This window comes from Massilia sp. BKSP1R2A-1 (assembly GCF_050586525.1).
GTDB lineage: Bacteria > Pseudomonadota > Gammaproteobacteria > Burkholderiales > Burkholderiaceae_D > Telluria.
Window position 1 is genome coordinate 70,111 of record NZ_JBOBRE010000017.1, and the last position, 13,529, is coordinate 83,639.

Consider the following 13,529-nt stretch of genomic DNA (forward strand, 5'->3'; position numbering starts at 1 on the left):
GAGCCTACCACACCGCCATTTTTCGCTTGCCTAAACTACTGGATTTATATACAGTAGTAACTCTTGATTTGCGTGGTAGCGCCCCTACCTTGCCTACTCCACAGCTGAAAGTACACCATGGACGACAAAAAAACCGCATTAAACGTCGCTGAAAAGGGCAAGGCACTCGCAGCCGCCCTGGCGCAGATTGAAAAGCAGTTCGGCAAGGGCTCGGTCATGCGCATGGACACCAGCGCACCGGTCGAGGAAGTGCAGACTGTTTCCACCGGCTCGCTGGGCCTGGACATCGCGCTCGGCGTCGGTGGCCTGCCGCGCGGCCGTATCGTCGAAATCTACGGTCCGGAATCGTCGGGTAAAACCACCCTGACCCTGCAGACCATCGCCCAGATGCAAAAGCTCGGCGGCACCTGCGCCTTCATCGACGCCGAGCACGCGCTCGACGTGACCTACGCGCAAAAGCTGGGCATCAACCTGGGCGACCTGCTGATCTCGCAGCCGGACACCGGCGAGCAAGCCCTCGAAATCACCGACGCCCTGGTGCGTTCGGGTTCGGTCGACCTCGTGGTCATCGACTCGGTGGCGGCGCTGACCCCGCGCGCCGAGATCGAAGGCGACATGGGCGACTCGCTGCCGGGCCTGCAGGCACGCCTGATGTCCCAGGCGCTGCGCAAGCTGACCGGCTCGATCAACCGTACCAACACCCTGGTCATCTTCATCAACCAGATCCGTATGAAGATCGGTGTGATGTTCGGCAGCCCGGAAACCACGACCGGCGGTAACGCGCTGAAGTTCTACGCCTCCGTGCGCATGGACATCCGCCGTACCGGTTCGATCAAGTCGGGTGACGAGGTGATCGGTAACGAAACCAAGGTCAAGGTCGTCAAGAACAAGATCGCGCCGCCGTTCAAGGAAGCCCACTTCGACATCCTGTACGGAGAAGGCACCTCGCGCGAAGGCGAAATCCTGGATCTGGGCGCCGACAACAAGATCGTCGAGAAGTCGGGCTCCTGGTACTCCTACAACGGCGAACGTATCGGCCAGGGCAAGGACAACGCCCGCCTGTTCCTGAAAGAGCGTCCGGCACTGGCACGCGAAATCGAGAACAAGGTCCGTGTCGCCCTGGGCGTGCGCGAACTGCCGCCGGTCGCTGCTGAAGACGGCGGCAAGGACGGCGGCAAGCCGAACCTGAAGGCAGTCGGCGAGTAATCGCCGGGTCGCTAAAACGCCGGACCGCCTGGAGTATCAGTAGCACATGCCAGCACCCCAGCTCAGCCTGAAAGGACGCGCGCTTCGTTTCCTCTCGATGCGCGAACACAGCCGGCTCGAGCTGGGCCGTAAGCTGGCCCGTTATGCCGAGGAGGGCGATGATGTGGAAGCCCTCCTCGATTTCCTTGAAAAGAACAACTGGCTGTCGCAGGAAAGGTTCGCCGAATCCCTGATCAACAGGAAGGCGGGCCGTTTCGGTAACAGCCGCGTCATGGCCGAGCTCCAAAGCCATGGCGTTACCGGCGAAGCACTGGCCGAGATCAAGGCCGAGCTCGCCGACAGCGAAACGACGCGCGCCATCGAAGTGTGGCGGCGCAAGTTCGGCACCGTCGCCGCCGATGCGGCCGAGCGTGCCAAGCAGATGCGTTTCCTGCTGCAGCGTGGCTTCTCCCAACGCGCTGCCCGGATCGCAATGCAGGGCGCTCCCGACGACGACGAGCTGTAGGCAGGTTTGTAGTTCGAGCCTGCTGTCCCTGACGAGCCGGCCTGGCCCCAGGCTTGCTCCGACGATATGCCAGGCGCGGCCGCAGGCCTGTCCATATCACCCTCATTCTCGCGCTCCCGCTCGGGCAGCGCAGCTCCGGCGCCAGCGTGGAGCGTCATTCCCGATATGCCCAGGCATATTCCTCAACGGGCGATGGCGCTGCACGCTGGCGCTTGTCTGTTGACCTTTCGTAGCCCCCCGCCCGATACCGACCCATCGCGCCCCCGGGCCGCGACTCCGCTTCTCGTAGGGTGGGCAATCCTTTGCCCACGCGTTCAAATGGCAGGGCCTTGCCCGTCGCATCCGTGAGTTGAACGCGTGGGCGGAGGACCGCCCACCCTACCGACATTGGTCGGACGACGTGGTGGCCGCGGAATGACGGCTTTCCAGAAGCATAGGTAACACCCGTCTAGCGACATGGGTAACACCCGTCTCGGGACATAGGTAACACTTGTCCGGCACCCTTCAAACTCATCAATTGGTCCGGCCACCCAAGCAACCCGTCTAGCCAGACGCAATATTGCCCACTCAGCAAGAAACCCATCGTGAATACGCTGCAACGCGGCAAAAACGCTTCTGTTGCAGTGCAACCGGTAAGACCCTGTGCTAAACTTTCACGGTTTAAGCAGCGCCGCATGAGCGGTTGTTGTCGTAGAAGCTACGGCAACGTGCATGAAGCACACTGGCTGCACCACTAACCGCCGCGCAAGCGGCATTGGTTTTTATGCCCCTGTCTCCTCCCGTATCGCGCTCGCTCCGGCATACGCGCGCCATCACTGTCGAAGCCTTTGCGCGCGACGATGGCCTGTGGGATCTGGACGCCAGTATCCGCGACGTCAAAACCCGTGACATCGAGCTCGGCTCGGGCATTCGCCCGGGCGGCCTGCCCGTGCACGACCTCAAGCTGCGCGTCACCATCGACCGCAATCTGACCATCGTGGATGCGGAAGCTGCGTCCGACGCGGTTCCCTATCCCGGTTTCTGCGAGGCGATCGGCCCTGCTTACAAAAAGCTGATCGGCCTGTCGTTGATGAACCATTTCCGGCTGCACCTGAAAGACCGCCTGTCCGGCGTGCTCGGCTGCACCCATCTGACCGAATTGGCCCAGGTGCTGCCCACCGCAGCGCTGCAGGCCTTTGCCGACGAGGAGTTCGAAACCCGCGACGGCGCCGACGACAACTCGGCCAAACGGCCCTTCGAGCTCGACCGTTGCCATGCGCTGCGCAGCGACGGACCGGCCGTGGCCACCTACTATCCCCGCTGGTCGATCAAAGCCGTGTCGGGTTAGGATTCGCTGTTTGTCATTTTTTGTAATTCAACCGTATTTCTAATTCAGTAATAGAAGAAGGGAAGCCAGCATGAAAATCCATGAGTATCAGGGCAAAGAGATCCTCCGAAAATTCGGAGTGACCGTTCCGCGCGGCATTCCGTGCATGAATGTGGAAGAGGCCGTCAAGGCCGCTGAAGAGCTGGGCGGCCCGGTCTGGGTCGTCAAGGCGCAGATCCATGCCGGTGGCCGTGGTAAAGGCGGCGGCGTCAAGGTCGCCAAGTCGCTGGAACAGGTCAAGGAATACGCCGACCAGATCATGGGCATGCAGCTCATCACGCACCAGACCAGCCCGGAAGGCCAGAAAGTCCGCCGCCTGCTGATCGAAGAAGGCGCCGACATCAAGAAAGAACTGTACGTCTCGCTGGTCACCGACCGCGTCACCCAGAAGGTCGTGCTGATGGCCTCGTCGGAAGGCGGCATGGACATCGAAGAAGTCGCGCACAGCAACCCGGAAAAAATCCACAACGTCGTGATCGAACCGTCGATCGGCCTGACCGATGAGCAAGCCGACGACGTCGCTCGCAAGATCGGCGTGCCGGAAGCGTCGATCGTCGACGCCCGCACCAACCTGCAAGGCCTGTACAAAGCCTACTGGGAAACCGATGCATCGCTGGCCGAAATCAACCCGCTGATCCTGACCGGTTCGGGCAAGGTCATCGCCCTGGACGCCAAGTTCAACTTCGACTCGAACGCCCTGTTCCGTCACCCGGAAATCGTCGCCTACCGCGACCTGGACGAAGAAGATCCGGCTGAAGTCGAAGCCTCGAAGTTCGACCTGGCTTACATCTCGCTCGACGGCAACATCGGCTGCCTGGTGAACGGCGCCGGCCTGGCCATGGCCACCATGGACACCATCAAGCTGTTCGGCGGCGAGCCGGCCAACTTCCTCGACGTCGGCGGTGGCGCGACTGCAGAGAAAGTGACCGAAGCATTCAAGATCATGCTGAAGAACCCGGGCCTGAAGGCCATCCTGGTCAACATCTTCGGCGGCATCATGCGCTGCGACGTGATCGCCGAAGGCGTCATCACCGCATCGAAGGCTGTGTCGCTGCAGGTGCCGCTGGTCGTCCGCATGAAGGGCACCAACGAAGACCTGGGCAAGAAGATGCTGGCTGATTCGGGCCTGCCGATCATTTCCGCAGACACCATGGAAGACGCAGCGAAGCAGGTCGTTGCCGCTGCCGCTGGCCAAGCCTAATTCGCGAAGGAATACAACATGTCCATTCTGATTAATAAAGACACCAAAGTCATCACCCAAGGTATCACCGGCAAGACCGGCCAGTTCCACACCCGCATGTGCCGCGACTACGCGAACGGCCGTGAAGCCTTCGTGGCAGGCGTGAACCCGAAGAAAGCCGGCGAAGACTTCGAAGGCATCCCGATCTACGCATCGGTCAAGGAAGCCAAGTCGGAAACCGGCGCAACCGTGTCGGTGATTTACGTCCCGCCGGCAGGCGCTGCCGCCGCGATCTGGGAAGCCGTCGAAGCCGAGCTCGACCTGGCAATCTGCATTACCGAAGGCATCCCTGTCCGTGACATGATGGAAGTCAAGGACCGCATGGCCAAGGCCGGCTCGAAGACCCTGCTGCTGGGCCCGAACTGCCCAGGCCTGATCACCCCGGACGAGATCAAGATCGGCATCATGCCTGGTCACATCCACCGCAAGGGCCGTATCGGCGTCGTGTCGCGCTCGGGCACCCTGACCTATGAAGCAGTCGGCCAGCTGACCGCCCTGGGCCTGGGCCAGTCGTCGGCAGTCGGTATCGGCGGCGACCCGATCAACGGCCTGAAGCACATCGACGTAATGCGCATGTTCAACGACGATCCTGACACCGACGCGGTCATCATGATCGGCGAGATCGGCGGTCCGGACGAGGCGAACGCCGCTCAGTGGATCAAGGACAACATGAAGAAGCCGGTCGTCGGCTTCATCGCTGGCGTTACCGCGCCTCCGGGCAAGCGCATGGGCCACGCCGGCGCGCTGATCTCGGGCGGCGCCGACACCGCGCAAGCCAAGCTGGAAATCATGGAAGCCTGCGGCATTAAGGTCACCAAGAACCCGTCGGAAATGGCTCGCCTGCTGAAAGCGATGCTGTAATCCGGGCTGTTCAAGTTTGACGAAGACGGGGAGCGCAAGCTCCCCGTTTTTTTTTTCGCCCGGCAGACGTGCTGGCATGACTTGGTATGCCAATATTTCTTCAATACATGACAAATTGCGTTACAAGAACCATCGAGCTGACAAATATTGCTGAGCTCCGGTGACAAAATTTGTCACTGCTCAAGCCAAAACTTGCGCTGGCACGCCGATTTCTTATCTCCGCATTAATAAAATCAGCATTTTGGGGGCTGGCACGCTGATTGCATATAAGAAAGCGTGGCAACAAGCAGTAACCCCAACAACCTGTAACACCAAACCTGGAGAGATGAAAATGAACTTCAAACAACAACTGCAAGCTAAGAAAGCCCAAGGCGGCTTCACCCTGATCGAACTGATGATCGTCGTCGCGATCATCGGTATCCTGGCAGCTGTCGCCATCCCGGCATACCAGGACTACATCGCCAAGTCGAAGGGCGCCGCTGCTTACGCTGACATCGCTGCCGGCAAGACTGGCTTCGAAATGGCTGTTGTCGAAGGTACTGCTTCGACTGCAACCGAATACCTGGCCAAGGCCGGTCTGCCGAACAAGACGGGTAACTGCACCACCATCGCCGCCGCAGTTCCTGGTGCCAACACCGCCGTCCTGACTTGCACCATTGCCAGCCCGGGCCGTATCGGTTCCGCGCCGACCATTGCCCTTCACCGCTCGACCAAAGGCATCTACACCTGCGTGACCAGCGGCTTCCCGGCTAGCGACACGAAATACACCCCGGCAGGTTGCGTCGCGACCCAGCCAGCTGACGACGCATAATCGATTTGCAAAATTCAGCTAACCTGTAAAAATGCAGGGAATAAAAAGAGACCGCATTAGCGGTCTCTTTTTTTGCCATTGACAGATGAGTGATCATACTCATCAAAATACGATCCCTATTCGATCAGCGACAACGGTAGCGGCGTGAACGTGCTGCGCGGTGGTGACGGCAACGACACCATAACGTTCGCCTTCGGTGCACGCAATACGGTCGAAGGCGGAAGCGGGAACGATACGATCAAGGCCGACAGCACCAATAGCTCCGGATTGGCGAACACGATCATTGGCGGTACTGGCAACGATACGATTACTGCTGGCCAGGCTGCTGATACCTTCATGTTCAACCGTGGCGACGGCATCGACACGCTCCTCGATCATGGCGGATCCTCCGACAAGCTGGTCTTTGGCGCTGGCATCAGCCAGAGCGACCTGGTGTACAGCCGGGTTGGCGATTCGCTGGTGATCGATGTCACCGACCCATCGAACGCATTGGCAAGCGATCAGATCACGATCCAGAAATGGTTCACTCAGGGCTTCAGCGCTGGGTTGTATCCGTATCAGATCGAACAGATCGTGTTTGAGAATGGAAGTACCGTATTGGCCTCAGAAGCTAGTACGCTTTCAAACCGAGCCGCGCTGTCCAGCGTTAGCTTCATTGAAATTATTGGAATATCGGAGTATGAGTCCGTTTTATAACGTTAGATATCGGGCTTGTGATTTGGACGGCTAGCCTAATTATTATCGCCGATTAAAAAAAGAGACCGCTTGTGCGGTCTCTTTTTCATAGTTCAATGCACATTTACTGATGAGCCAATAATTACTGTTTCAGGTGGCGATCCAGCCACTTCATCACGGTGTAGTGCCACTGCACCGAATTGGCCGGCTTGAGCACCCAGTGGTTCTCGTCCGGGAACACCAGCAGCTGGCTCTCGATGCCCTTGCGCTGCAGCGCCGTGAAGGTCCCCAAGGCCTGCGCCGTCGGGATGCGGAAATCGAGGTCGCCCTGGATTACCAGCATCGGGGTCTTCCACTTGTTCACGTGGTGGACCGGATTGAACTTCTCGTGGTTCTGCGGCACGGCGAAATAGGCGCCGCCGTTTTCCCAGTCGGTGAACCACTGTTCCTCGGTCGAATAGGCCATGCCGCGGCTGTCGAACACGCCGTCATGGTTGACCAGGCAGCGGAAACCGTCGTTCCAGTTCCCCGCGATCCAGTTCATCATGTAGCCGCCGTAGGAGGCGCCCAGCGCGCAGCTGCGGCCGCGGTCCAGCCAGGGGAATTTCTGCACCGCCGCATCCAGGCCTTTTTGCAGATCCTCCAGAGGCTTGCCGCCCCAGTCGCCGCTGATCGAATCCGTGAACTTCTGGCCATAGCCGGTCGATCCGTGGAAGTCGATGAACACGGTGGCATAGCCGGCGCCCGCATACACCTGCGGATTCCAGCGGTAGCTCCAGCCATTTCCGAAACTGCCCTGCGGTCCGCCGTGCACCAGGAAGGCGACCGGGTACTTCTTGCCCGGTTCCGCATTCCAGGGCTTCATCACGTGGCCGTAGACGGTATCGCCGTTCGCGCCCTTGAAGCTGAACTGCTCGTATTCGCCCCAGCGGACGTCCGCCAGGCGTTCCGCGTTCAGCGTGGTCAACTGCACGGGCTTGGCGCCCAGCTTCATCGAGAACAGCTGCGCGCCGGAGGCCAGGTTGGCCTGGGTGTAGGCGAGCGTATCGCCGCGCAGGTCGAAGGCGCCGATCGCGCCCTTGTCGGTCAGCGGCGTCACCTTGCCGTTTGCGACCTCAATGGAGAACAGGCGATGCTGGCCGATATCCTCGGCATCGACGACCAGCGCCTTGCCGTCGGCGCGCCACTGCAGGCTGCCCGCCGAGCGGTCCCAGTCCGCCGCCAGCTTGCGCTTTTGGCCGGTCGCGACATCCATCAGCATGATCTGGAAGCGGTCGGCCTCGAAGCCCGGGCGTGACATTGCCAGGTAGGCGAGGGTGCGCCCGTCAGGCGAGAACACGCCCTTGGTGTCCCAGGCCGGATTCTCGGGCGTGAGGTTGCGCGGCGCGGCGCCGCCAGCGGCCGGCACGGTGTACAGGTCGAAGTTGGTCGACCAGGCTTCGGTCTTGCCCGCAATGCGCGCCGCGAACACGATGCGCTTGCCGTCCGGGCTGAAGCGGAATTCCTCGCGGTCGCCGAAGGGTTTCGACGGCACGTCGCCATCCAGGGAGCCGGACAGGGAAACCGGCGCACCGCTCACACGGCCGTTCGCGTCGAGCGCGGCCGAGAACAGCACATTGTTGCGACCGTCGTTCCAGGTGTCCCAGTGGCGCACGAAGAGGCGGTCGTACAGCTTGCCGGTGGCCTTGTCCTTTTCCTTCGCATCGAGGCGGGACTTGGTGCAGGCCAGGTCGGCGCAGTCGCGGAATACGGACAGGCTCAGCGCCAGGCGGTCGCCCTGGGGCGACACGCGGAAGCTCTCGACGTCGAGCGGCAGGTTCGTCACCTGCACCGGCTCGCCGCCGGCGGCGCTCAAGCGCCACACCTGCGAGGAGCCCGACCGGGTCGACAGGAAGTAGACGGCATCGCCGCGCGGCGACCATTCCGGTTCAGTGCTGCTCGAGCCATGCTTGGTCAGCTGCTGCGGCGCTGACTTGGCAGCCTTGAGGTCGACCATCCACAGTTCGGTATGGCCGCGGTTCTTGGCCATGTCCGTGCTGCGCACGGTATAGACGACGCGGCTTGCATCGGGCGACACGGCCGGGCTGCCCGCCCGTTCCATGTTGACCAGGTCTTCCACGGTGAAGCCGCGCGGCGCGGCCATCGCGGTGGTGGCGGCCAGGGTTGCGGCCGCGATTGTCAGCAGGCGAAATCTCATTGCATCCTCTTGTTCATGCCGTCCAGGGCCGGATGCCCTGTCCGTAGCCCGGCAATTTACCATGCCGGGCAACCGGAGGATGCGCCTGCTGCGGCGCTTTACTTCGGCATGATGACGGTGTCGATCACGTGGATGACACCGTTGTCCGCTGCGATATCGGTCTTGGTGACGGTTGCCTTGTCGACCATGACCTTGCCGCCAGCGGCCTTGACCGTGACGGAACTACCCTCGACCGTCTTGACCATGCCCGGCTTGACGTCCGCCGCCATCACCTTGCCCGGCACCACGTGGTACGTCAGCACCTTGGTCAGGGCTGCCTTGTCCTTCAGCAGCGCATCGAGCTTGGCCTTCGGGATTTTCGCGAAGGCCGCGTCGGTCGGCGCGAACACGGTGAAGGGGCCCGGACCTTTCAGGGTATCAACGAGACCCGCTGCCTGGACAGCGGTGACCAGGGTGTTGAAGGAACCGGCCGACTTGGCGGTGTCGACGATGTCCGCTGCCTGGACGGCGCTGACGGCGAATGCGAAGGGAAGTGCAGCGAGAAACTTTTTCATGGTGTGCTCCTGAGATAGGTGGATGAAAAGCCGGGTTGCGAGAAGCACTATAGAAAATGAATAGACTTTTGTCTAATGTTTGACTCTATAATTGCGAACAAATAAGGTTCAACACAGGGTCAACATCATGGAAAGTTTCAAAAAAGAGGTTCATGGCCGAGTCATGTATCGGGCAGGCACCGCAGCGAGGCTCGCCGGCCTGCCTGTCGAAACATTGCGGGTCTGGGAGCGCCGTTACCGCCTGTCGGACGTGCAGCGTTCCGAACATGGGCAGCGCCTTTACTCGGTCGAGCACGTGGAGAGACTGGCCTTGCTCAAGCAGTTGGTCGACCAGGGGCATGCGATCGGCCTGCTGGCCGAATTGCGCCCGGAAGAACTGAAAACGATGCTGGGCGGCCGTGAACAGGCCCTGGCGCAGGAGCCGGTGCGGGCCCTGGTGGCAGGCACGAGCCTGCCGCGCCGGCTCGCCGCCATGGGAAGCGAGGCCAGCGGCATTCGTTTGCTCGGGCACTGTCCCGACGTCGACGAACTGCAGGACCTCGCGTCCGATACCGCTGCCGATGTGCTGATCGTCGAAGAGTCCGAACTGGACGAAAGCATCGTGGCAAGGATCGCCTCTGCGCGTGCGCGGCTTGGCATCGACGCCGTGCTGGTGCTGTACCGCTTCTGTGCCAGCGCAACGATCCGGGCACTGCGTGGGCAGGGCTGCCTGGTTGCGCGCGTACCGGCCGACATCGGCGAGCTGACCTTCCTGTGCCGTTCGGCTGTGCGCGGCATGCGGCTGCCCGAGCAAGGCAAGCCGGCAGCCCCGCCGCCGAGGCGCTACGACGACGGTGCGCTGGCGGCGCTGGCGCAGCTCAACCAGGGTCCGGCATGCGAATGCCCGCGCCACCTGGCTGAAGTACTCATGACGGTAGGAAGTTTTGAGCGCTACAGCGCGCAGTGCGCTTCACGCAATCCGGAAGATGCGGAGCTGCACGCGCGCCTGGGCCATGCCGCAGCCCAGGCGCGCGCCCTGCTCGAAGACGCGATGGCGCAGCTGATCCTGGCCGAGAACCTGGCCGTGCTGCAATCCGGCGTCACACGATCTTGAGCCGGTCGGCCAGCAGCGCCTCGTAGGTCAGGTTCTGCAGCAGCGTGTAGTGCATGGGATCGAGGTCCACGAACTGGACGCCATAGCTGAACACTTCCTGGCTGTCGCTTGACGCCTGGCTAGCGGTCCGGTTGCGGACGATGGCGCGCGTCTCGATGCGCACCGCGTGGGTGCCGGACGGCGGCAGCACCATGAAGTCGAGCGTGACTTCCTCGCCGTCGGGCGGTAGCGATTGCGCCGAATGGATGCGCACACCCGTGACCGACACGTCGACGATGCTGCCCTCGACCGCGGCCGCAGCCATGCCGCGCGCCTTGATGCGGGCCGGAATGTCGGCCTTGACGCGCGCCGCGCCGCGCAGGCTGGTGCCCTGGATCGCGGTCGGGAAGGAGAGGTGCGCATAAAACAGCGGCCGCGGGAAGACCCGCTCCACCGTGCAGGCGAAGGAGCAGACGTTCACGCCCGAGAACACCCGCATCGTGACGCGCTCGCCGTCGCCGAGCGTGATCGGCGCGCCGTGCTCCGTCGGGATCTTGACGATGATGTACTCGTCCTTGACGTAGCCGATGAGGGTGGAGAAGTGCTGGACCGGCTTGACCTGCCGGTGCGTGATGAACTGCAGGCGCATGCCGACTTGCAGGTTCATGGCCTCGAACTCGAATTCCTGGGTTTTGAGCTCGTGAACCTGGCTGTTCATCGGACGGGCGTTCATATTATTCGGAATGCAAAGTTGCCATGGTAGCAGTTATGCATGACCGAAATATTGCGGATTGTAACTTCCGACACCCGATATGACTGAGCTACGCGCCCCGGCTGGTCAATGGAGGCTCAGCTTCCAGGGTGGCTGTCCATTCGCCCGACTTGCCCCCATGCTTTTCCAGCACGCGCACATTGGTCATCACCATCCCGCGATCGACCGCCTTGCACATGTCATAGATCGTCAGCAGGCCGACCTGCACCGAAGTAAGCGCCTCCATCTCGACCCCGGTCTTGCCGATGGTTTCGACCTGGGCGCGGCAGTGCACGCTGCTGGCCGCCTCGTCGATCTCGAAGTCGACCGCAACCCGGGTGATCGGCAGCGGATGGCACAGCGGCACCAGGTCGCTGGTGCGTTTCGAGGCCATGATGGCCGCGATCCGGGCGATGCCGATCACGTCGCCCTTCTTCGCCGTCCCCGACTGGATCAGGGCCAGGGTCTCAGGCTTCATGCGGATGGTGCCGGCGGCGACGGCGATGCGGTGGGTGTCCTGCTTGGCGCCGACGTCGACCATGTGGGCCTGGCCGGTGGAATCGAAATGGGTCAGGCCGTCGGCGGGTGCAGTAGGAGAAGTCATTGCCAGGGAATCATTAAAAGGAGATTAAGGGCGGCTTACAAAGTGTTCGGCAGGCAGCAACGCGGCTGCGGATGGGGTTATCATAGCATTGTGAAATCCGCTCCCAGCCCAGCATCGGCGCGCCGCTGGCGCCCAGCGCTCACTGCCGTGACCTTGTGCACGGCGGCTGCGTTCGCCTTCGCCGCCCCCGCCGATCCCCTGCAAAAGCTCGACTCCACCCGCCTGCCGACGCTCGGCGATACCGCGCGCCAGGACCTGTCGCCCGTGCTCGAACGCAAGCTCGGCGAGATGATCATGCGCGACGTGCGGCGCGACGCCGCCTATCTGGACGACGCGCCCATCATCGAATACCTGAACAATTTCGGCAGCGCCCTGGTCGCCGCCGTACCCGGCGCGCGCGGCGAGACCAATGCCGATTTCTCCTTCTTCGCCATGCGCGATGCGAACCTGAACGCCTTTGCGCTGCCCGGCGGCTTCATCGCCGCGCACACGGGCCTGCTGGTCGCGGCCCAGAACGAATCCGAGCTGGCCGGCGTGATGTCCCACGAGATCGGCCACGTGACCCAGCGCCACATCGCGCGCAGCCTGGGGCAGCAGAAGCAGGATATGTTGCTGCCGCTGGCGGCGATGATCCTGGCCGCGCTGGCCGCCAAGTCCAGCCCCGATGCCGCCATGGGCGTGCTGATGGGCGGCCAGGGCCTGGCCATCCAGCGCCAGCTGAACTTCGGCCGCGATGCGGAACGCGAGGCGGACCGGGTCGGCATCCAGATCATGGCCGCCGGCGGCTACGACACCACCGGCATGGTCGGCTTCTTCAAGCGCCTGCAGAGCGCGACCCGCCTGAGCGGCGAGATTCCTGCCCACCTGGCCCACCTGAGCAGCCACCCGCTGACGGCGGAGCGCATCACCGACATGCAGGCGCGCATCCGCGAGATTCCGAAGAAGCCGCGGGTCGACAACGTCGACTTCCAGCTGATCCGCGCCCGCGCCCGCGTGCTGCAGGACGAAACCGTCTCCGGCCGGCGCGACACCAGGATCGCTTTCGAGACCCAGCTCAAGGAACAGCACCGGCAGCTGCAGGCCGGGGCGCAGTATGGCCTGGCGCTGCTGGCGCTGCGCCAGGGGAACGTGAGCGACGCCCAGGGCTGGCTCGACAAGGCGCGCGCCACCATGAAGCCGAAGGAAGGCGTGTTCTCGGGCGCGTCGAACGCGGGCGATGGGGCGGTGCTGTTCACGGGACTCGAGATCGACATCAAGCTGGCGCCGGGCCAGCCTGCCGCCCAGGTGGAGCAGGCGGTGCAACTGGCGGATGCGGCGCGCCAGCGCTATCCGCTCTCGCGCGCCCTCGCGCACCAGTACGGCGACGCCCTGATCGCCGCCGGCAAGTACGAGGATGCGACCCGCTACCTGCGGGAGCAGACCCAGCTCTATCGCGAGGAGCCGAAACTGCACGACATGCTGGCCAAGGCCTATGCGAAGCAGGGCAAGATCGGGCTGCAGCACATGGCGCTGGCGGAATCGTACGTCATGGCCGGCGCCCTGCCGGCCGCGGTGGCGCAGCTCGAGCTGGCGCGCAAGGCGGGGGACGTGTCCTTCTACGACCAGGCGGTCATCGACGCGCGCGAGCGCGCGCTGAAGGCGCAGCAGAAGGCGGAGAAGGAAGACATGAAGGAATTTGAATAGACAG

At 62.6% G+C, this 13,529-nt stretch carries 13 protein-coding genes; 9 read left to right on the forward strand and 4 right to left on the reverse strand.

Going from position 1 to position 13,529, the window contains the following annotated elements; translation table 11 throughout:
- The first annotated feature begins 117 nt into the window (after positions 1–117).
- The 7 genes from recA to ACQ7JA_RS22070 all read left to right on the forward strand — a co-directional run bounded on the left by recA (position 118) and on the right by ACQ7JA_RS22070 (position 6,685).
- On the forward strand, positions 118–1,206 hold the full coding sequence (recA, locus tag ACQ7JA_RS22040; protein ID WP_430901747.1) for a recombinase RecA: 1,089 nt from the start codon (positions 118–120) through the stop codon (positions 1,204–1,206).
- Positions 1,207–1,252: 46 nt separating this feature from the next.
- The gene (gene recX / locus ACQ7JA_RS22045) at positions 1,253–1,711 is read left to right on the forward strand and encodes a recombination regulator RecX (protein ID WP_430901749.1); all 459 of its coding nucleotides are present in this window, start codon (positions 1,253–1,255) and stop codon (positions 1,709–1,711) included.
- Positions 1,712–2,474: 763 nt separating this feature from the next.
- Entirely contained in the window at positions 2,475–3,038 is a 564-nt protein-coding gene (locus ACQ7JA_RS22050) for a DUF2889 domain-containing protein (RefSeq protein WP_430901751.1), read from the forward strand.
- A gap of 70 nt (positions 3,039–3,108) precedes the next feature.
- A complete protein-coding gene (gene sucC, locus ACQ7JA_RS22055; RefSeq protein WP_430901753.1) occupies positions 3,109–4,278 on the forward strand; it encodes an ADP-forming succinate--CoA ligase subunit beta in 1,170 nt (389 codons plus the stop codon).
- 18 nt (positions 4,279–4,296) lie between these two features.
- Positions 4,297–5,178, forward strand: coding sequence for a succinate--CoA ligase subunit alpha (sucD, locus tag ACQ7JA_RS22060; protein ID WP_159700715.1), 882 nt, complete (start codon positions 4,297–4,299; stop codon positions 5,176–5,178).
- 331 nt (positions 5,179–5,509) lie between these two features.
- The gene (locus ACQ7JA_RS22065; protein WP_430901834.1) at positions 5,510–5,989 is read left to right on the forward strand and encodes a pilin; all 480 of its coding nucleotides are present in this window, start codon (positions 5,510–5,512) and stop codon (positions 5,987–5,989) included.
- A 144-nt stretch (positions 5,990–6,133) separates the two neighbouring features.
- Positions 6,134–6,685 carry a calcium-binding protein gene (locus ACQ7JA_RS22070; protein ID WP_430901755.1) on the forward strand — a complete coding sequence of 184 codons (552 nt, stop codon included), beginning with the start codon at positions 6,134–6,136 and terminating at the stop codon, positions 6,683–6,685.
- 121 nt (positions 6,686–6,806) lie between these two features.
- Here the strand turns inward: ACQ7JA_RS22070 and ACQ7JA_RS22075 are convergent, their stop codons facing one another.
- Positions 6,807–8,861, reverse strand: coding sequence for a prolyl oligopeptidase family serine peptidase (locus ACQ7JA_RS22075; RefSeq protein ID WP_430901757.1), 2,055 nt, complete (start codon positions 8,859–8,861; stop codon positions 6,807–6,809).
- 98 nt (positions 8,862–8,959) lie between these two features.
- Entirely contained in the window at positions 8,960–9,415 is a 456-nt protein-coding gene (locus ACQ7JA_RS22080) for a fasciclin domain-containing protein (RefSeq protein ID WP_430901759.1), read from the reverse strand.
- 127 nt (positions 9,416–9,542) lie between these two features.
- On the opposite strand from ACQ7JA_RS22080, the gene ACQ7JA_RS22085 reads away from it, so the two are divergent.
- Positions 9,543–10,508, forward strand: coding sequence for a MerR family transcriptional regulator (locus ACQ7JA_RS22085; protein WP_430901761.1), 966 nt, complete (start codon positions 9,543–9,545; stop codon positions 10,506–10,508).
- On the opposite strand, the gene ACQ7JA_RS22090 is transcribed toward ACQ7JA_RS22085, so the two are convergent.
- On the reverse strand, positions 10,495–11,220 hold the full coding sequence (locus tag ACQ7JA_RS22090; RefSeq protein ID WP_430901763.1) for a flagellar brake protein: 726 nt from the start codon (positions 11,218–11,220) through the stop codon (positions 10,495–10,497). The two genes, ACQ7JA_RS22085 and ACQ7JA_RS22090, sit on opposite strands and share 14 nt — an antisense overlap.
- Before the next feature lie 88 nt (positions 11,221–11,308).
- On the reverse strand, positions 11,309–11,842 hold the full coding sequence (gene moaC / locus ACQ7JA_RS22095; protein ID WP_430901765.1) for a cyclic pyranopterin monophosphate synthase MoaC: 534 nt from the start codon (positions 11,840–11,842) through the stop codon (positions 11,309–11,311).
- A gap of 90 nt (positions 11,843–11,932) precedes the next feature.
- Between moaC and ACQ7JA_RS22100 the strand changes: the two genes are divergently transcribed.
- Complete coding sequence (locus tag ACQ7JA_RS22100; RefSeq protein WP_430901767.1) at positions 11,933–13,525, forward strand: M48 family metalloprotease; 1,593 nt, start codon at positions 11,933–11,935, stop codon at positions 13,523–13,525.
- Positions 13,526–13,529: the final 4 nt, after the last annotated feature.